The 20328-nt window shown below is 62.7% G+C and carries 13 protein-coding genes; 4 read left to right on the top strand and 9 right to left on the bottom strand.

The genetic code is table 11. The features are described 5' to 3' along the window. Positions 1-163 precede the first annotated feature (163 nt). Both I8746_RS07910 and I8746_RS07905 read left to right on the top strand, forming a co-directional pair. Entirely contained in the window at positions 164-811 is a 648-nt protein-coding gene (locus I8746_RS07910) for a DUF1345 domain-containing protein (protein ID WP_003247748.1), read from the top strand. A gap of 274 nt (positions 812-1085) precedes the next feature. Further along, a complete protein-coding gene (locus tag I8746_RS07905) occupies positions 1086-1346 on the top strand; it encodes a DUF1652 domain-containing protein (RefSeq protein WP_003247746.1) in 261 nt (86 codons plus the stop codon). Between the two features lie 51 nt (positions 1347-1397). Here I8746_RS07905 and I8746_RS07900 read toward each other — a convergent pair whose 3' ends face one another. The 6 genes from I8746_RS07900 to tpx all read right to left on the bottom strand — a co-directional run bounded on the left by I8746_RS07900 (position 1398) and on the right by tpx (position 13457). Next, entirely contained in the window at positions 1398-3485 is a 2088-nt protein-coding gene (locus tag I8746_RS07900) for a bifunctional diguanylate cyclase/phosphodiesterase (RefSeq protein ID WP_221100429.1), read from the bottom strand. 130 nt (positions 3486-3615) lie between these two features. Then, positions 3616-5106 (bottom strand): efflux transporter outer membrane subunit, encoded by a 1491-nt coding sequence (locus tag I8746_RS07895; protein WP_221100428.1) that lies wholly within the window; start codon positions 5104-5106, stop codon positions 3616-3618. Then, complete coding sequence (locus tag I8746_RS07890) at positions 5103-8210, bottom strand: efflux RND transporter permease subunit (protein WP_003247741.1); 3108 nt, start codon at positions 8208-8210, stop codon at positions 5103-5105. Before I8746_RS07890 ends, I8746_RS07895 begins: the two co-directional genes overlap by 4 nt. Further along, positions 8207-11305: an MdtB/MuxB family multidrug efflux RND transporter permease subunit gene (locus tag I8746_RS07885; protein WP_221100427.1), complete on the bottom strand. Its 3099-nt coding sequence runs from the start codon at positions 11303-11305 to the stop codon at positions 8207-8209. The genes I8746_RS07890 and I8746_RS07885 overlap by 4 nt, the downstream gene beginning before the upstream one ends. Beyond that, positions 11302-12609, bottom strand: a complete 1308-nt coding sequence (locus I8746_RS07880; protein WP_221100426.1) for an MdtA/MuxA family multidrug efflux RND transporter periplasmic adaptor subunit — start codon at positions 12607-12609, stop codon at positions 11302-11304. The genes I8746_RS07885 and I8746_RS07880 overlap by 4 nt, the downstream gene beginning before the upstream one ends. A gap of 347 nt (positions 12610-12956) precedes the next feature. Then, positions 12957-13457 (bottom strand): thiol peroxidase, encoded by a 501-nt coding sequence (tpx, locus tag I8746_RS07875; protein ID WP_012052082.1) that lies wholly within the window; start codon positions 13455-13457, stop codon positions 12957-12959. Between the two features lie 425 nt (positions 13458-13882). On the opposite strand from tpx, the gene I8746_RS07870 reads away from it, so the two are divergent. Beyond that, the gene (locus I8746_RS07870) at positions 13883-15070 is read left to right on the top strand and encodes a Bcr/CflA family efflux MFS transporter (RefSeq protein WP_409078003.1); all 1188 of its coding nucleotides are present in this window, start codon (positions 13883-13885) and stop codon (positions 15068-15070) included. Between the two features lie 71 nt (positions 15071-15141). Here I8746_RS07870 and I8746_RS07865 read toward each other — a convergent pair whose 3' ends face one another. From I8746_RS07865 to I8746_RS07855, 3 genes are all read right to left on the bottom strand, one after another. Beyond that, positions 15142-16422: a serine/threonine transporter gene (locus I8746_RS07865; protein ID WP_003247731.1), complete on the bottom strand. Its 1281-nt coding sequence runs from the start codon at positions 16420-16422 to the stop codon at positions 15142-15144. A 427-nt stretch (positions 16423-16849) separates the two neighbouring features. Further along, positions 16850-18046: an aromatic amino acid transaminase gene (locus I8746_RS07860; RefSeq protein ID WP_003247729.1), complete on the bottom strand. Its 1197-nt coding sequence runs from the start codon at positions 18044-18046 to the stop codon at positions 16850-16852. Positions 18047-18266: 220 nt separating this feature from the next. Next, entirely contained in the window at positions 18267-19292 is a 1026-nt protein-coding gene (locus I8746_RS07855) for an Ldh family oxidoreductase (protein WP_221100424.1), read from the bottom strand. A 141-nt stretch (positions 19293-19433) separates the two neighbouring features. On the opposite strand from I8746_RS07855, the gene I8746_RS07850 reads away from it, so the two are divergent. Next, positions 19434-20306, top strand: a complete 873-nt coding sequence (locus tag I8746_RS07850; RefSeq protein ID WP_012052078.1) for a MurR/RpiR family transcriptional regulator — start codon at positions 19434-19436, stop codon at positions 20304-20306. Positions 20307-20328: the final 22 nt, after the last annotated feature.

Genomic DNA, 20328 nt, shown 5'->3' with positions numbered 1-20328 from the left:
CGAGTTCAACGGATGTTGGTGTTGGAACGTGCAGTGTACTGAGAGTTGCAATGCCGTGCGATGGGGGACTCAAAGAAACCCCAGCCCCTGCAGGGTATTGCACATCCCGCCCAACCCTATGACGGTCTAGAGTACAAGCCATACCCCTTGTGAATGAGGCCCCATGGCTTTCCATCGCCTGACCCGCACACACCCCCGCCTGAGCCTCGCCGCTGCAGTCGGCCTCGCTGGTGCCTGGCTGATCCCCGCCGGTGATACCGTGCAGCACATCCTCGCTGGCTGGAACCTGGGGGTGTGGCTGTACCTGCTGCTGGTGCTCTACCTGAGCTGGACAGCCAGCCCGGAAAAGGTCCGCAAGGTCGCCGGCGTCGAAGACGAGAACGCAGGCCTGGTCCTGCTGACCGTGTGCATCGCCGCCATCGCCAGCCTTGCCGCGGTCACCCTGCAACTGGTCTCCAGCCGCGGCCTGCAAGGCACGGCCCTGGCCGTGCACTATCTCTACACTGGCCTGACCGTCGCCGGTTCCTGGCTGCTGATCGGCTGCATATTCACCCTGCACTACGCCCGCCTGTTCTACACCGGGCAAAACCACGAACCCCCACTGCGCTTCGCTGATGGCGAGCGCAACCCGGATTACTGGGACTTCCACTACTTCTCGTTCACCATCAGCGTGGCGGTGCAAACCTCGGACGTGGGTGTCGCCGGGCGTGGGTTGCGGCGGGTGGTGCTGGCGCATTCGTTGGTGGGCTTCGTGTTCAATACGGCAATTCTGGGGTTCACTATCAACATCGCCGCCGGGTTGCTGGGTTAACCAAGCCGCTCGTCTGAAAAACCTGCGCGTCGAACGTCCGCGAACGTCACCAAACCCGATGGTTACCTGGCACCTTGCGGCCGGGAAAACGTTTGCCATGCAGCCAGTCGTCACACTGCGCCCATGACAAGGGTGTGACCAGTGTCAAGCATTCGCACATTTGTCGTACTTGCAAGCGAAAATCGCGCGTAGCAGGTGCTATCTTTAATTTCCCGGCGGCCGCATCGATGTGGCCACCCGCTCATCACGTCCAGGTACGGACAAGGAGGCTGGCATGAACAAGATGACGTTCCCCAACGCCTGCCAGGTGATGCGCTGGCATTTCCATCCGTTGGGTTTCGAGGCCAGCATGGATGCGCCACGCAGCATGGTCGCGCGGCTGTTCGACCGCGCCAGCGGTGAAACCCTGCTGGCGATTGCGGGCATCCCCTGTGCAGCGATCATGGCCGCCGCCGATGTAGAGCGCATCATCGAGGCCGTCGAGGCGGAAATGGACGCCTTCATACCCGCCTTTACCTTGCGCGATGCAGTCTAGGCTCTGTTTTCAACCCAGCCTCACCAAGTATCAAGGCTCTTCATACAGCGCCTAGCCCGCAGCAGTGAGTTCCGGGCCCAGGGCCTGCAACTTGCTCATAAACTGCTCGGCCGGCACGGGCTGGCCCAGCAGGTAGCCCTGCAACGAATCACACCCCAGACGGGTCAGGAAGTCCTGCTGTTTGTCGGTTTCAACCCCCTCGGCAACGATACGCAGGCCCAACGCCTGGCCCAGTGCGACGATTGCCGAAACAATCGCTGCATCGTCACTGTCCTGCTCCAGGTCACGTACGAAACCGCGGTCGATTTTCAGCTCGTTGGCTGGCAGGCGCTTGAGGTACATCAGGCTGGAATAGCCCGTACCAAAGTCATCAATGGACAAGTCCACGCCCATGTCGGACAGGCGCTGCAGCACGGTCAGGCTGGCATCGGCATCGTGCATGGCGGTGGTTTCGGTAATTTCCAGTGTCAGGCAGTTGGCTGGCAAGCCGTTCTGCTGCAGGGCGCGGGCCACGCTGTCGACCAGACCGGCATGGCAGAACTGGATGGCCGACAGGTTCACCGCCATACGCCAGCCATGGTGCCCCTGGTCCAGCCACTGACGCATCTGACGGCAGGCCTCAGTGAGTACCCACTCACCAATGGGGATGATCAGGCCGGTCTTTTCCGCCAGGCCGATGAAGCGGTCAGGCAGCAGCAGGCCCTGCTGCGGGTGCTCCCAGCGCAGCAATGCTTCGGCACCGATCGGCTGGCAGGCCTGGGCGTCGAACTTGGGCTGATAATGCAAGCGGAACTGGCGCTGCTCCAGCGCCAGGCGCAGGTCCTGCAGCAGCTGCAACTGTTGGCGCGCGTTGCTGTTCATCGACACATCGAAGAAGCTGTAACCGTTCTTGCCGGCGCTCTTGGCATGGTACATGGCAGCGTCGGCGTTACGCAGCAGCTCATGCTGGTCCTGGCCGTTGCCCGGGTACAGAACGATGCCCAGGCTCGCCGACAGTTGCAGGTCGTGCTCGGCCACGCGGAAAGGCCGGGACACCAGGTTGACCTGCTTGACCGCCACGTCCATGGCATCGTTCGGCTCCTGCAGTTCCACCAGCAGCACGAATTCGTCGCCGCCAATCCGTGCCAGCGTGTCCTGGCTGTGCAGGTGGCCGCGCAGGCGGGCCGCCACCGCTTTGAGCAGAAGGTCACCGATATGATGGCCAAAGGCATCGTTGACGGGTTTGAAGCCGTCCAGATCAATGAACATCAGGGCAAAACAACCGCCCTGCTCCGCCACTTTGGCAATGGCCTGTTCGATGCGGTCCGCCAGCAGGGTACGGTTGGGCAGATCGGTGAGGGTGTCGTGCAAGGCCAGTTGGGTCAGTTCCTGGTTGGCCAAGGTCAGCGAACGGGCCAACTCGGCTGTACGTGCCTCGAGACGCGCGTCCAGCACCGAAGTCAGCAATGCCACTGCCAGTACTGCCAGCGTGGTGATCAGCACCAGATAAACCAGGCTGTCCCCCTGCAACCCGCCCCCCAGCGCGCCGCAGAAGCTGCCCTCGGGGAAGTTCGCCGCTGCCATGCCGGTGTAATGCATGCCCACGATGGCAACGCCCATGACCACCGCCGCCAGGCCGCGGATCTGCCGTACATAGGGGGTGTGTCTGCGCAGGCGGAAGGCAATCCACAATGCCGCCGCCGAGGCGCCTACGGCAATCAGCAGCGAAGCGCCGAACAACGTCGGGTCGTAATCGATGCCCGGCAGCATGCGCAGGGCAGCCATGCCGGTGTAGTGCATGCAAGCGATACCGGCGCCCATGATCAGCGCGCCAAACCCCAACTGCAGCGCTGGCAGGCTCGGCTGGCTGACCAGCCACAAGGCAAAGCCCGAGGACAGCACAGCGATCAGCAACGAGAACGCGGTCAGGGCCAGGTCGTACCCCAAGTCAATGGGCAAGCTGAAGGCAAGCATGCCAATGAAGTGCATCGACCACACGCCGATGCCCATGGCCAACGCACCACCGCCCATCCACAGGCAGGCAGCGCGGCCCTTGGCCGTGGCAATGCGGCCGGTCAGGTCAAGGGCGGTATAGGATGCCAGGATCGCCACGCACAGCGAAATCAACACCAGCGAAGAGGAGTAGCTACCGGTCAGCATTGAGAGTTCCAGCGCCGGGACAGGGGGCCCGACAAAAGCTGACGATTGTACTCAAGCTTAAGCGAAACGCACGGGGTTTTTGCGAATGGGAATGGATCCAATAACCGCTGCCTACCCCCTCTGCGTTCGGTCAATTCTGCTCGGCAAACGCCTGTTCTGCATCCCAGCCGCCGCCCAACGCAGCCACCAGTTGCACGCTGGCCACCAGGCGCCCTTGCAGCAGGTTCAGCACACTGCGCTCGTTGCTCAGCGCCGTGGTTTGCACGTTGACCACATCCAGATAGCCGATCAGCCCGGCACGGTACTGGTTTTCGGTCAGGCGCAACGACTCCCGGGCGGCGTCAAGCGCCTCTTGGCGCACCACGGCTTCATCGCCATACACCTTCAGTTGAACCAGCAGGTTTTCCACTTCCTTGAAGCCGTCCAGCACGGTCTGGCGGTACTGCGCCACCGTCTGGTCATACACGACCACCGTGCGGTCGACCTCGGCGCTGCGTTTGCCGGCGTCGAACAGGGTCAGCGCCAACTGCGGGCCTACCGACCAGTAGCGGTTGGGCAACTCGATCCAGTTGCTGAAGCTGCTGCTGGAATAACCACCACTCATGCTCAGGCTGAGGTCCGGGAAGTAGGCTGCCCGCGACACCCCGATGTTGGCGTTGGCCGCCATCACGTTGCGTTCGGCCGCAGCGATGTCCGGACGCCGCTCCAGCAGCTGCGAAGGCAGCGAAACCGGTATTTGCGGCAACGCTGGAATCGCCTTGCTGTCGGCCAGGGCGAAGTCGGCAGGTGTCTTGCCCAGCAGCACGGCGATGGCGTTTTCGAACTGCGCACGCTGCCAGATCAGGTCAATCAGGTCAGCCTGGGTGCTTTTGAGCTGCGTACGGGCCTGGGCCACGGCATCCGGGCCGGCGACACCGGCGCGGTACTGGTTTTCGTTCATTCGCAGCGAGCGCTCATAAGCCGCCACGGTGGCTTCCAGCAAGCGCTTCTGCTCATCGATCACCCGCAATTGCAGGTAGTTCTGCACCAGCTCCGACTGTTGGCTCAAGCGGATCGACGCAAGGTCGGCGAAACTCGCTTCGGCACTGGCCTCGTTGGCATTCAGGGTTTCGCGCAGCTTGCCCCACAGGTCGATCTCCCAGCTCACGCCCAACTGCGCGTTGTAGGTGTTGCGAATGCCGCTGCTGTTATTGGACAGGCTGGAACTGGAGCTGCCGGTGCCCTGCGCCGAACGGTTCTTGCTGGCGCTCAGGTCCAGGCTGGGGAACAGCGCCGCACGGCTGCTGCGCACCAGCGCCTGGGCCTGGCGGTACTGGGCTTCTGATTGCGCCACGGTCTGGTTGCTGCGGTTAAGCTCTTCGACCAGCGCGTTGAGCCCGGCATCACCGTAGATTTCCCACCAGGCGCCACGGGCGATGGCGTCGGACGGCGAGGCCTGGGTCCAACCTTCGGCGTGCTTGAACTGCGCCGCCGTGCTGTTCAGCTCGGGGCGGTGGTAGTCCGGGCTCAGGGTACAGGCACTGAGCAAGGCCACGCACAACCCGGCACCAAGCAGGCGCGAGCCACGGCCACGGGTCAGTGCCTGCAGGGCACGGTGAAGTGGGGTCTGGGCAAAAGTCATAGCGGGGTTTCCAGGGCGGCGTCGGTGCGCACGCCGCGCCAACGGTTGAAACGGTGGCGCAGGCGGTCCAGGTACAGGTAAACCACCGGCGTCGTATAAAGGGTGAGGATCTGGCTGAATACCAGGCCACCGATGATGGTCAGGCCCAGCGGCTGACGCATTTCTGCGCCTTCAGCCTGGCTCAGCAGCAACGGCAATGCGCCAAGGATCGCTGCCAGGGTGGTCATCAGGATCGGCCGCAGGCGCAGCAGGCAGGCCCGGCGGATCGACTCTTCCGGCGAAAAGCCCTGATGGCGCTCCAGCTGCAAGGCCAGGTCGATCATCAGGATGGCATTCTTTTTCACCACCCCGATCAACAGGAACAGCCCCAGCAACGAGATCAGGCTGAACTCGCCACCGGTGACGTACAGCGCCAGCAAGGCACCGACGCCCGCCGAAGGCAGTGTCGAGAGAATGGTCAGCGGGTGAATGTAGCTTTCATACAGAATGCCCAGCACCAGGTACACCAGCAGCAGTGCGCCAAGGATCATGAATGGCTGGCCCTGCTGGGTCTGGGCAAAGGCATCGGCAGTGCCGCCGAGCTTGGCAATCACCTCCTCGGGCAGCCCCAGTTTGGCCACCGCGCGCTCCAGTGCCGCCATGGCCTGATCGGGGCTGTAGCCCTCGGCGACGTCGAAAGCGATGTCTTCCGAGGCGAACTGGCCTTCGTGGCTGACCCGGTCGTTGGCCAGGCTGTTCTCGTAGTGGGCGATGGTCGACAGCGGTACCCGGGCGCCGTCGGCGGTGATCACCTGCACTTGCTCCAGCGTGCTCGGGTCCCAGGCGTATTTCGGGTTAATCTCGAGCACCACCTGGTACTGGTTGAGGCTGTCGTAGATGGTGGAGATCTGCCGCTGGCTGTAGGCGTTGTTCAGTACTGCGGTGACCATGTCCATGTCGATGCCCAGGCGCTTGGCCTGGTCACGGTCGACCACCAGCGTCACCTGTTGGGTACCGGCACCATCGCGGGCGTCAATGGCGGTCAGCTCAGGCAGTGCACGCAGCGCCGCGACCACCTTGGGGAACCATTCGCGCAACGCCGCCAGGTCGCCACTTTGCAGGGTATACAGGTACTGAGAGGAGGTCTGGTCACGCCCACCGCCACCCAGTTGCAGGTCCTGGTCGGCCATCAGGAACAGGCGCCCGCCGGGCACTTTGGGCAGCTCCTTGCGCAGGCGTTCGATCACCTTCTGCGCATCGATCTTGCGCTCGCTGATCGGTTTCAGGCGCACCAGCACCATGGCGTTGTTGGTACCGCTGTTGCCACCGATGAAACCGGCAACGCTCTGTACTGCCGGGTCGGCCAGCAAGGCGCGGCGGTAGATTTCCATCTTCGGCTGCATCACCGTGAACGACAGGCCGTCGTCACCCCGGATGAAGCCCATCAACTGGCCGGTATCCTGCTGGGGTATCAGCGTCTTGGGCACCACCACGTACAGGGCGATGTTGATGCCGATGGTGGCCAACAGGCTGAGCAGGGTCAGGCGCTTGTGGCGCAGGGCCCAGCCCAGGCTGCGGTCATAGGCAGCAACCATGCGCTGATGCAGCTTGTCGCTCCAGCGCTGCAGGCGTGTCTGCTGGGCCTGGTGCGGCTTGAGCCAGCGGGCGCAGAGCATCGGTGTAAGGGTGAGCGACACCACCAGCGAGACGATGATCGCCGCCGCCAGGGTGATGGAAAACTCCTGGAACAGGTTGCGCACGATGCCGCCCATGAACAGGATGGAGACGAACACCGCCACCAGCGACACGTTCATCGACAGCAAGGTGAAGCCCACTTCCTTGGCGCCCAGGAAGGCCGCCTTCATAGGCGGCTGGCCGTTCTCGATGTGCCTGGAGATGTTTTCCAGTACCACGATGGCATCGTCCACCACCAGCCCGGTGGCAAGGATCAGCGCCATCAGCGACAGGTTGTTGAGCGAGAAACCGCACACGTACATGACCGCGAACGTACCCACCAGCGATACCGGCACCGCCAGGCTGGGGATCAGCGAGGCGCGCAGGCTGCCGAGGAACAGGTAGACCACCAGGATCACCAGCACCACGGCGATCAGCAGGGTGTGCTCGGCCTCTTTGAGGGTAGCCTTGATCACGGGCGAGCGGTCCATGGCCACGTTCAGTTGCACGCTGGCGGGCAGCAACGACTGCAATGCCGGTAGCTGCGCCTTGATCTGGTCGACCGTTTCGATGATGTTGGCGCCGCTCTGGCGGTTGACCACCAGCAACACCGCTGCCTGGTCGTTGAAGAAGCCGCTGTTGTAACGGTTTTCAACGCCGTCGGTGACAGTCGCCACGTCAGACAGGCGCAGAATGGTGCCGTTCTGCTGGCGAATCACCACCGGCTCGTAATCCTTGGCGCTTTCCAGCTGGTCGTTGGCCCGCACCTGCCAGTTGCGCTCGGTGTCCTCGACAAAGCCCATGGGCCGGCGCTGGTTGGCGTTGGACACGGCCGTGCGCACTTCGTCCAGCGACAGGTTGTACTGGTTGAGCAGTTGCGGCTCGACGGCAATACGCACGGCAGGCAGCGAACTGCCGCCGATCTGCACCTCCCCTACCCCCGATACCTGAGCCAGGCTCTGTGAAAGGATGGTGTCGGCCAGGTCATACAGCTGGCCCTTCTGCAACACATCCGAGGTCAGCGACAGCACCATGATCGGCGCCTGCGACGGGTTGATCTTCTTGTAGGTGGGCATGCTACGCATGCCACTGGGCAACAGGTTGCGGGTAGCGTTGATCGCCGCTTGCACCTCACGGGCTGCGCCATCGATGTCACGGCCCATCTCGAAGCCGATGATTACCCGTGTCGACCCCTGGTTGGAGCTGCTGGTGAGCGTGGTGACGCCGGCGATGCTGCCCAGCTTGCGTTCCAGCGGTGTGGCCACGGTGGACGCCATGACCTCGGGGCTGGCACCAGAGAGGTTCGCCGACACCACGATCACCGGGAAGTCCATTTGCGGCAGTGGCGCCACCGGTAGCAAGCCAAAGCTGACCCCACCCAGCAGCATGATTGCCAGGCTCAGCAGCATGGTCGCCACCGGGCGACGGATGAAAGGCCCGGACAGGTTCATGCCTGGGCCTGCTTCACGTCAGTGGCCGGGCGCAGGCGGCGGGCCAGGCGATCGAAGTACAGGTAGATGACCGGGGTGGTGAACAGCGTCAGCACCTGGCTGACCAGCAACCCGCCGACCATCACCAGGCCCAGCGGCTGGCGCAGTTCGGCACCGGAACCGGTGGCAAGCATCAGCGGCACCGCACCAAACAGCGCGGCCAGGGTGGTCATCAGGATCGGCCGGAAGCGCAGCAGCGCCGCCTGGTAGATGGCATCGCGCGGGCTCATGCCCTGATGGCGCTCGGCCTCCAGGGCGAAGTCGATCATCATGATCGCGTTCTTCTTGACGATACCGATCAGCAGGATGATGCCGATGATGGCGATCATGCCCAGGTCGTTCCCGCTGATGAGCAAGGCCAGCAAGGCGCCGACCGCCGCCGACGGCAGGGTCGAGAGGATGGTGATCGGGTGGATGTAGCTCTCGTACAGCACCCCCAGCACGATGTACATGGTCACCACCGCCGCCAGAATCAGCAGCAAGGTGCTCGACAACGACGCCTGGAAGGCCTCGGCCGCACCCTGGAATCGGGTTTGCACACCCAGCGGCATGCCGATGTCCTGCTGCACCTGCTCGATCACCTGCACGGCTTCGCCCAGCGACGCGCCGTGAGCCAGGTTGAACGACAAGGTCACTGCCGGGAACTGGCCGATGTGGGAAATAGCCAGCTGGGCTTGACGCTGCTCGATCCGCGCCAGCGCCGAAAGGCGCACCTGGCCGCCATCGGTGGCCTTGACGTGGATCGACTCCAGCGCCTGCGGGCCGATCGTTGCGGCGTCCTTGGACTGCAACACCACGCGGTACTGGCTGGCCTGAGTGTAGATGGTCGAGATCTGCCGCTGGCCGAAGGCGTCGTACAGGGCATTGGTGATCTGCGACACGCTGATCCCCAGGCGGCTGGCCATGTCCCGGTCGATGACCAGGTACACCTGCAAGCCCTTGTCCTGAAGGTCGCTGGCCACATCGGCCAGTTCCGGACGCTGCTGCAGCGCCTGCACCAGCTTGCCATTCCACTGCGCCAGCAGGTCGGCGTCCGGCGACGACAGGCTGAACTGGTACTGGGTCCGGCTGACCCGGTCCTCGATGCTCAGGTCTTGCACCGGCTGCATGAACAGGCGGATGCCCACCAGCCGGTCGACCTGCGGCTGCAGGCGGCTGATCACTTCGCTGGCGCTGACATCGCGCTCGCCGTGGGGCTTGAGGTTGATCAGCAGGCGACCACTGTTGAGCGTGGCGTTGTCGCCGTCTACGCCAATGTAGGACGACAGGCTTTGCACGGCCGGGTCTTGCAGGATGACCTTGCTCAGGGCCTGCTGACGTTCGCTCATGGCGGCGAACGAGGTGGACTGCGGCGCTTCGGAAATACCCTGGATCACCCCCGTGTCCTGCACCGGGAAGAAGCCCTTGGGCACGACCATGTACAGAAACACCGTGAGCACCAGGCTGGCCACCGCCACCAGCAAGGTCAGCGGCTGATGCTTGAGCACCCACTGCAGGGTACTGCCGTAGTGCTTGATCAGCCAGTCGATCCAGGCGCCGCTGGCACGGTAGAAGCGGCCTTGTTCTTCTTCCTTGGGCTCGCGCTTGAGCAGACGCGCGCACATCATCGGTGTCAGGGTCAGGGACACCACCAGGGAAATCAGAATGGCCACTGCCAGCGTGATGGCGAACTCGCGGAACAGGCGACCGACCACGTCCGCCATGAACAGCAACGGGATCAGGACCGCAATCAGCGAGAAGGTCAGCGAAATCAGGGTGAAGCCAATCTGCCTGGCACCCTTGAGCGCCGCCTGCATGGGCGTCTCGCCCTCTTCGATATGCCGGGAGATGTTCTCCAGCATGACGATGGCATCATCGACCACAAAGCCGGTGGCGATGGTCAGGGCCATGAGTGTCAGGTTGTTGACCGAGAACCCGGCCAGGTACATGACCCCGAACGTCCCGATCAGCGACAGTGGCACGGCAATCGACGGAATGAGGGTGGCGCTGAAGCGGCGCAGGAAAACGAAGGTGACCATCACCACCAGAACGATGGCGATCAGCAGTTCGTGCTGCACGTCCTTGACCGCGGCACGAATGGTCTGGGTGCGGTCGGTCAGCACCGAGACATCGAGGCCGGCCGGCAGGTTGTCGGTGATCGACGGCAGCAGGCCCTTGATGCGGTCGACCACTTCGATCACGTTGGCGCCCGGCTGACGCTGGATGTTCAGCAACACAGCATGGTTCTCGTTCGCCCAGGCGGCCAGCCGCTCGTTCTCGGCGCCGTCGACGATTTCGGCCACATCTTTCAGGCGCAGCGGCGCACCGTTGTTGTAGGCCAGGATCAGGTTGGCGTATTCCTCTGGAGAACGCAGCTGGTCGTTGGCATCGAGCATCGACACCCGGGTCGGGCCGTCGAAGTTGCCTTTGGGCTGGTTGACGTTGGAGGCACCGATCAGCGTGCGCACGTCATCCAGATTCAAGCCATTGGCCGCCAGGGCGTCGACGTTGACCTTGATGCGTACCGCCTGGCGCTGGCCACCGGCAATACTGACCATGCCCACGCCGCTGATTTGCGCCAGCTTTTGCGCCACGCGGGTATCGACCAGGTCGTTGAGCTTGGGCAGCGGCATGGTCTTGCTGGAGATGGCCAGGGTCAGCACCGGGGTGTCGGCCGGGTTGACCTTGTTGTACACCGGCGGTGCCGGCAGGTCACTGGGCAACAAGTTGCTGGCGGCGTTGATCGCGGCCTGCACCTGTTGCTCGGCAACGTCCATGTTCATGTCGAGGTTGAAACGCAAGGTCAGCACCGACGCGCCGCCAGAACTGGTCGATGCCATCTGTTCCAGGCCCGGCATCTGGCCGAACTGGCGCTCCAGCGGCGCGGTGACAGCGCTGGTCATCACCTGCGGGCTGGCGCCGGGGTACAGGGTCATGACGCGAATGGTCGGGTAATCCACCTGCGGCAAGGCGGAAACCGGCAGCAACTTGTAGGCGATCAGGCCTGCCAGCACGATGGCCAGCATGCTCAGCGTGGTGGCGACCGGGCGCAGGATGAACAGGCGCGAGAGGTTCATGCGCCCGCCTTGCCTGCTGCGTTGCCAGGTTGTGCTTCATCTGTTTGCGCCGCCCCCTTGGCTTCCTGCCCTTGCAGGTGCTGGCCCGGGGTGGTCGGCACTTGCGAGCTGTCTTCGACCACTTCCACCTGGGTGCCTTCGCGCAGGCGGTCGGTGCCTTCCAGCACCAGGCGGTCGCCGGCCTTCAAGCCGTCGAGAATGACGCTGTTCTCGCCATCGCTGGCGCCCACCTTGAGCTTGCGGACATTGACGGTGCTCTTCTCGTTGACCACATAGGCAAAGGTGCCATCGTTGCCAAACTGGATGGCCGCGGCCGGGGCCATGACCACCTGCTTGAGGGTGTCGGCCAGCAAGCGCACGTTGACGAACTGGTTGGGGAACAGGGCCAGGTCCTTGTTCTCGAAGCGGCCTTTGAACTTCAGCGTGCCGGTGGTGGTGTCGATCTGGTTGTCGATGCTGCCCAGCACACCGGTGGACTGCAGCTTGCTGTCACTGCGGTCCCAGGCCTCGACCGGCAGGGTGGCGCCACTGCGGTAGCGCTCCAGCACAGTGCTCAGTTCGGTTTCCGGCAGGGTGAAGGCGACGTTGATCGGCTCGGTTTGGGTGATGACCACCAGCGCGGTGGTGTCGTTGGCGGCCACCAGGTTGCCCAGATCGAGCTGGCGCAGGCCCACACGGCCACTGATCGGCGCACGGATCTGGGTGAAATCGAGGTTCAGGCGGGCGTCGTTGACCTGTGCCTGATTGGTCTTGACCAGCCCCTGGAACTGCGCAACCTGGGCTTCGGCAGTGTCCAGGGTTTGCTTGGCGATGCTGTCTTCGGCGTACAGGCCTTTATAGCGGGCCAGGTCGACCTGAGCATTCTTCAACTGCGCCTGGTTCTGCGCCAAGGTGCCTTCGGCCTGCTGCAGGGCGATGCGATAAGGGCGCGGGTCGATTTCGGCAAGCAGGTCGCCAGCCTTGACGCGCTGGCCTTCCTTGAAGTGGATGTTCACCAGTTCGCCAGCCACGCGGCTGCGCACATTGACCGTATTGGTCGCGGTGACCGTGCCCAAGGCTTTGTAGTAGAGGGGGAAGTCGCCTGTCCGCACCGGCACGACACGTACGGGTACCGGGTCACTGGAGCCGCCAAAACCTGGGCGGCCGCCGATCATGCCCATGCCCTTGCCACCGCGCATGCCATTGGCTTCTTTATGCGCAGGCGTCGCTGCGGGCCACAGCCACCAGGCCAGTGCGGCCACCAGCAGCAGGATCAGCAGGCCGACGAGCCAGCGACGAAGGGAACGGGAATTGGACGCTTGCATGGGTTGAACGAACCTTGTTCGGAATGACGACTTGGGGAGGATGAACGATAAGCACTGCCATCGTTTTAGCAAAGGGCCTTTACCAGAGGTTTACCTTTGCCTGACGTTGCCAAGCAGCGGAATTTTAAATGAAAACGGCCCGGAACGTGTTCCGGGCCGTTACAGGGTGTTGCTTGGAGCGGTGGCGAGCCTGAAGGTTCGGTTGCCTGGTCTGGCCCTTTCGCGGGTGAACCCGCTCCTACGGGGATGTCACAGCCTTTGAAACCTGTGCCGCACGTTGTAGGAGCGGGTTTACCCGCGAAGAGGCCATCACAGGCTACAGACGCCCGCCCTGCCCCACGCAATCCTTACTTCAGTACAGCCAGCGCCGCGTCGTAGTTCGGCTCGTCAGCAATTTCGCCAACCAGTTCGCTGTGCAGCACCTTGTCGTTCTCGTCCAGCACCACCACGGCGCGGGCGGCCAGGCCGGCCAGCGGGCCGTCGGCGATGGCTACGCCGTAGTTCTCGAGGAACTCGCGGCCACGCAGGGTCGACAGGTTCTTCACATTGTCCAGCCCTTCGGCGCCGCAGAAACGTGCCTGGGCGAACGGCAGGTCAGCCGAGATGCACAGCACCACGGTGTTGGCAACGTCGTTGGCCTGGGCGTTGAACTTGCGCACCGAGGTGGCGCAGGTTGGGGTATCGACGCTTGGGAAGATATTCAGCACCTTGCGCTTGCCAGCGTAGTCTTTCAGCGACTTGTCAGCCAGGCCTTCACCTACCAGGGAGAAAGCCGGAGCCTGGGCGCCGGCCTGTGGCAGGTTACCGTTGACCTGGACCGGGTTGCCTTTGAGAGTCACTTGAGCCATGACGAAATCCTTATGCGGGGTTTGAAAAGGACACTGAGTTAAGCATGAAGGCAGCCGGGTGCCTATGGGGGCAGGTGAAATTGTTCCATTGCCGGACGATTTTTGTGGACAAAAAATGCCGATAGCCGCGGTTACGGCCAGTTGCCTCACCGTTGCCGAACGCCCATCCCGGCCTCCCACCACAAACTCGCCACACAGTTGGCTAATTGATTGATCTGAGCGGCACAAAGCTGCTTCCAAATTGGCTGCGAAGTTTGTGCCAGAGGCTTTACGACCAAGTTTAATTGCCCCGTATTCATTGAGGTAGAAAATCCTACAACTCTATCGGAAGTTTCGCTACCAAGCTCACCTTGTACATCTTTAGCGTACTGGTTTACTGGATGACGAAAGCTAATTCTTGCAATTCCATTCGAGGAGTTAATGGCATGAACCGCCCCGCGGGTTCGCTTCGGCGCCACCTGTGCTCGACGCTGCTGATTTTGTTATGTCTGCTGGGTGTGTTTCCTCTGGACGTAATCCTCCCATCATTCCCTGCGCTCTCAGATGAGTTTCGGGTCGACACAAAACAGATTGCGTACTCAGTGAGCTTTTTTGCTGTGGGTGTGGCCATGGCGCAAATCGTGGTCGGCCCACTGTCGGATGGCATCGGGCGCAAGCGTTTGTTGCTCGCTGGGTTGAGCGTATCTATTGTGGGGGCGCTCGGTTGCGTATTTTCAACCCACTATGAAACGTTCATGGCCTTTCGCTTGGTGCAGGCCCTGGGTTGCGGCAGCCTCGTGCTAGGCCAGGCGCTTGTGCAGGACCTCTACAGCGGTACACAACGCAATGCCATGCGCATCCTGTTAACAAGCGCGAGCGGGTTGTTCATCTCCCTGTCACCGCTGGCAGGTGCTTTTCTTCAACAGTCCTTTGGCTGGAAGGCAAGCTTTACGGTATTCGTGATCATCGCTGCAATCGTTACACTTTTATCGTGTGCGCTGCTCCATGACACACCTGCGTCGCATGACCGAGCGCCAAGTATGTCCAGTTATCGGGTGATGCTGCGAGACACGGACTATCTCGCGCATGCCATGCTCTCCAGCCTCGCCTTTGCCTGCCATTTTTCCTTTATCGTCATAGCGCCCTTGCTGCTGATGGGCAGGCTAGAGCTGACGGCCTATCAATTTTCTCTGGTCTTTATCGGCTATGGGTTGGCATACATCGTCGGCGGCATGGCTGCGACCTACTTGAACAGTCGCGTAAGCCCGCAAGCTCAAATAAAAGCAGGCTTGCTGCTTATAAGTACGGCGGGCATCACCCTTTTGATGTGGGAATGGGTGGCAGGTTTATCTGTGCTGGGTGTTCTACTGCCGATGATTGTCTGTACCACCGGGACAACCCTGGTACGCCCCGCCGCAACGACCCAGGCTTGGGCGCGCTATCCGCGTCAGGCAGGTGCGGCAGCGTCGCTCAATACGACATTGCTGTTCGCCGGTGCCGGTTTGACGAGCAGTGTGGTCGCAGGTTTGGAAAGCGAGCTACCGGCAGGCTTGGGCGTGCTGTTCGTGGTGGCCAGCCTGTGCGGAGGGTGGCTGCTTGCATGCACCAAGGACGATGGAATGCAACGCTGCTGAACCCTTGATCAGGCAAAAAAATGCCCGGGTGGCGACAAGCGACCCGGGCATTCTTGAATGAAACGGGTGAATCAGCTTACAAGGCCGTACACCACCGAAGTCAGCGCAACCAGGCCGACCACAACGACGAACACGTTGGAGGCCGCACCGCTGTACTTGCGCATCGATGGCACACGGCGAATGGCGTACATCGGCATCAGGAACAACAGCACCGCGAGAATCGGGCCGCCGAGCGACTCGATCATGCCGAGAATGCTTGGGTTGAGGGTGGCAACGATCCAGCACACCACCAGCATCAGTGCGGCAACCACGCGGTCCAGGGCCTTGGCGCCTGGGCGCGCACCGGTCTTGGCGATGATGCCCTTCAGGCCTTCGCTGGCGCCGATGTAGTGGCCGAGGAACGACTTGGCGATGGCCACGAAGGCGATCAACGGCGCAGCGAACGCGATGGTCGGGTTACTGAAGTGGTTGGCCAGGTACGACAGGATCGACAGGTTCTGCGCCTTGGCTTCGGCCAGCTGGGCGCTGCTCAGGGTGAGCACGCAGCTGAACACGAAGAACAGCACCATCACCACCATCAGCAGGTGGGCACGACGCAGGATCTGGCCGCTGCGCTCGTCGGCGTGCGCGCCGTAACGGCGCTTCTGGTCGACGGCAAAGGCCGAAATGATCGGCGAATGGTTGAACGAGAACACCATTACCGGAATGGCCAACCACAGGGTGTGCAGGAAGGCCGAGGCCGGCGGCACCTCTGTGGCGCTGTCGAGAATGCCACCGGTCCAGTGCGGCACCAGGTACAGGCCCAGCAACGCCAGCGCAACGATGAACGGGTAGACCAGCAGGCTCATGACCTTGACCGTGGCCTGCTCCCCGCAGCGCACGATGGCCAGCAGGCCGAGGATCAGCACGAATGACAGGATTGCCCGTGGCGGCGGCTGCATGTGCAGCTGGTGTTCCATGAAGCTGGACACGGTGTTGGTCAGCGCCACGCTGTAGATAAGCAGGATCGGGAAGATGGCGAAGAAGTACAGCACGGTGATCGAGGCACCGGCGGTGATGCCGAAATGCTCCTTGACCACTTCGGTGATGTCGCTGCCATCGCGCCCGGAAAGGACGAAACGGGTCAGCCCGCGATGGGCGAAATAGGTCATCGGGAAGGCCAGCACGGCCAGGATCAACAGCGGCCAGAAGCCGCCAAGGCCGGCGTTGATCGGCAGGAACAGTGTCCCGGCGCCGATGGCTGTGCCGAACAGGCCCAGCATCCAGGTGGTGTCGTGACGCGCCCAAGTGCCGAGGGCGGCGGGGGTCGATTCTGCAAAGCGTTGTTCAACGCTTGGGGCCTGCTCATTCATTCCGGGTGAAGCTCCACTCGCAAGACTGCAACAGGCTGAGAATGGCGAAATAGACGTTTCGCCCAACTCAACCGGAAAAGAGGGGCGCGATTGTGCACGGAAAGGTTGCACTTGCGAAGCCCTTTTCCGAGGAGCGGTTGCACTTGTCTTTACAAGTGGACGGCATTGCGGGTGTCGATCAATGGAATGTAGCGGCCTGGGGGCCTGTGGGGCAGCCTCTGGGGGCCGCCTGTGGGAGCGGCCTCTGGCAGCTCAGCGGCCTGTGGGAGCGGCCTTGCGTCGCGATAGGGCCGCAAAGCGGCCCCAGCAATGTCAGCGGCAAAGCTGCAATCGTGGGGGCGCTCCGCCCCCCTTTCGCGACGCAAGGCCGCTCCCACAAAGTCCAACCGCGCCCCACAGGAGGGGCCGTGGCTGGCCCCTTGGCGAGTTACTTCTGAACGGCAGCGAACGCTTCGGCAACCCGTTGCAGGTTGGCCGGGCGCAGGCCGGACATGCACACACGGCCGCTGTCGATCAGGTACACGCCAAACTCGTCACGCAGGCGACGGACCTGCTCGACGCTGAAGCCGGTGTAGCTGAACATGCCGCGCTGGCGCAGGAAGAACTGGAAGTCCTGGCCCGGCAGCAGCACGGCCAGGGCATCGACCAGCGCCTGGCGCATGTCGAGGATACGCTTGCGCATCACTTCGACTTCTTCGGCCCACTGGGCATTCAGGCCAGCATCGCTCAGTACGCCGGCAACCAGCTGGGCGCCGAAGTTGGGCGGGCTGGAGTAGTTGCGGCGCACGGTGGCCTTCAGCTGGCCAAGCACGCTCTGGGCAGTGGCCTCGTCATCGCACACCACCGACAGGCCGCCCACCCGCTCGCCATACAGCGAGAAGATTTTCGAGAAGGAGTTGCTCACCAGGCACGGCACGCCGGCACGGGCCATTTCACGGATAGCGTAGGCGTCTTCTACCAGGCCTTCGGCGAAGCCTTGATAAGCGATGTCGAGGAACGGGATCAGCTGGCGCGCCTTGACCACTTCGACCACTTGTTGCCACTGGTGCTGCTGCAGATCGGCACCGGTAGGGTTGTGGCAGCACGGGTGCAGCAGCACCACGCTGTTGGCCGGCAGGCTCTGCAAGGTGGCCAGCATGCCGTCGAAGTCCACGCCACGGGTGGCCTGGTCGAAGTACGGGTAGGTGTGCACCTTGAAGCCTGCACCTTCGAAGATGGCGCGGTGGTTGTCCCAGGTCGGGTTGCTGACCCAGACTTCGGACTGCGGGAAGTAGCGCTTGAGGAAGTCGGCACCAACCTTCAGGGCGCCGGAGCCACCCACGGTCTGTACGGTGGCCACCCGGCCGCCGGTCACGGCCGGGTGATCAGCACCGAACAGCAGCGCCTGGATGGCTTGGCGGTAGCTGGCCAGGCCTTCCATCGGCAGGTACAGGGAGGCTTCGTGGTCCTGACCGGCAATGCGTTTTTCCACCGCATCCACCGCCGCCAGTTGCGGCACCACGCCGGCCTCATCGTAGTACAGGCCAATACTCAGGTTGACCTTGTCGGCGCGCGGGTCGGCCTTGAAGGTTTCCATCAACGAGAGGATCGGGTCGCCGGCATAGGCATCGACATGTTTGAACACAGCGTGCAGCTCCTTGGATCAGGACGGTACGGAAAGTCAGCCCTGAGCATACCCGCAGAGCGGGCTCAGGAACATCCACTATTGTGCAAGGTTGTCTATGCAACATTGCATGGCTGGAAATTCGTGCTGGATTCTTCGCGGGCAAACCTGCTCCTACGGGTTCAGCGCACAGCCTGGGAACAGCTCAGGCACCTGTGGGTTTACCCACGAAGAGACCGGGTCATCCAAGCAGCGCTTTCAGGCCTTGCAACTCCTGCTCGGTCACCGCCACGCCCTGCTCCTCGGCCACCTCGCGCTCACGGTAGCGCCGCTCGCCCGGCATGCGCGTCAGCCCCACCGCCTGCATGTGCTCCACCAGCTCGCGGCTGCGCTGGGCAAAGCGCTGGCCTTCGGCCTTGCCCGGGTCGATAACGATGATCAACTGCCCGGTCCACGGCGTTTTCGCGCCCGGATGCCCGGACCAATCAAACTCCCAGGAGAAATGACCGCCGGTCAGCGCCGCCGCCAGCAGCTCGACCATCATCGACAACGCCGAGCCCTTGTGCCCGCCGAATGGCAGCAAGGCCCCGCCTTCCAGAATCGCCTTCGGGTCGGTGGTCGGCTGGCCATCGGCATCCACCCCCATGCCCTCCGGCAATGGCTGGCCGGCGCGCGCGGCAATCTGCACATCGCCATGGGCCATGGCACTGGTGGCCATGTCGAAAACGATCGGGTCATGCTCGGCGCAAGGCGCAGCAAAAGCGATGGGGTTGGTACCGAACAGCGGCTTGCGTGCACCATGCGGCACCACGCAGGTCATGCTGTTGACCACGCTGAGGGCTACCAGGCCCTCTTCGGCGAACGGCTCGACATCCGGCCATAGCGCGGCGAAGTGGTGCGAGTTGTGGATCGCCAGCACGGCAATGCCTGCGCTGCGCGCCTTCGCCACCAACAGCTCACGGGCGGCCGCCAGTGCCGGCTGGGCAAAACCACCCGCAGCATCGACACGCACATAGCCGGCGGCCACGTCGCTGACCTGTGGCGTGGCCTGGCCATCGACCCAGCCGCTGGCCAAGGTCGAGACATAACCGGGCATGCGGAACACCCCATGGCTATGGGCGCCATCACGCTGGGCGCTGGCGCAGTTGTGGGCCAGCACCCGGGCCACGGCCTCGCTGCACCCATGACGCTGGAAAATCGCCTGCAACAGGCTTTGCAGCTCGGTAAAAGGCATGCGCACAACGGTGCTGGTGGAAGGTGCGGACATCTGAAGCTCCTTGTTGATTTTGGAATGGCTACAGCGTTGCAACGACAAAAACTTTCCTTCATGTGACAGCAATCTGTCAAATGTTGACTTGATGACAGAAAACATTCATTTTCTTCCCAAGCCTCACCCTGGAGCCGCAGCATGAGCCAACTGATCAAGCAACGCCTGGAAAACAGCCTCGAAGGGGCCGCTGCCTCGGGTCGCAAGATCGCCACCTACATGCTTGCCAACCTGCACGAACTGCCGTTCCAGACCTCGGCCAGCATTGCCGCCAAGCTGGGCGTCAGCGAATCCAGCGTCGGGCGCTACTGTCGCTCACTGGGTTATGCCCACCTCAAGGCGCTTAAGCAAGACCTGCAGAACGATCTGGGCGATGGCCCGTGGCTGGTAGGCGATCGTCTGCAAGATTACCGCCAGAACCAGGACGCCAGCGACAACGCCGGCAGCCTGGAGCTGGAAATCGCCGCCCTGGTGCGCGTACACGAATACCGCCAGAGCCCCGCCTGGCACAACGTGGCGCAACGCCTGGCGAGCAAGCCGCGGGTGTTCATCGCCGGCTTCCAGACCGAGCGCGGCATCGCCATGTGCATGAGCCACCTGCTGCAATACCTGCGCGATGGCGTGCAACTGGTGGACATCAGCGCCGGGCACTTCGGCGAAGTGCTGCTGGGCCGCGCCGAAGACAGCGCCCTGGTGGTGTTCGAGGCGCGCCGTTATTCCCGCCATGCCCTGATGCTGTGCCAAAAGGCGCGCGAGGCTGGCATTGCGGTCACCCTGGTGACCGACACCTTCTGTGACTGGGCGGATGCCAATGCCGACGAGGTGTTCCGCATCCCCACCGAATTCAACCTGTTCTGGGAATCCACCTCGACGATGCTGTCGTGGGTGCATCTGATGGTCAACGAGGTCTGCAAGAAACTCGGACCGGATGTTGAAAAACGCTTGGAAGCAACTGCCGCTCTACATAACGAATTCGTCGGCTACACCTCGTGGTCGACGGGCAAACAACAATAGCAAGAGTGCAATGAGGTGCGAG

Origin of the sequence: Pseudomonas sp. USTB-Z (assembly GCF_019691255.1) — a bacterium.
Taxonomy (GTDB): Bacteria; Pseudomonadota; Gammaproteobacteria; order Pseudomonadales; family Pseudomonadaceae; genus Aquipseudomonas; species Aquipseudomonas alloputida.
This window is presented reverse-complemented; position numbering and strand designations above follow the sequence as displayed.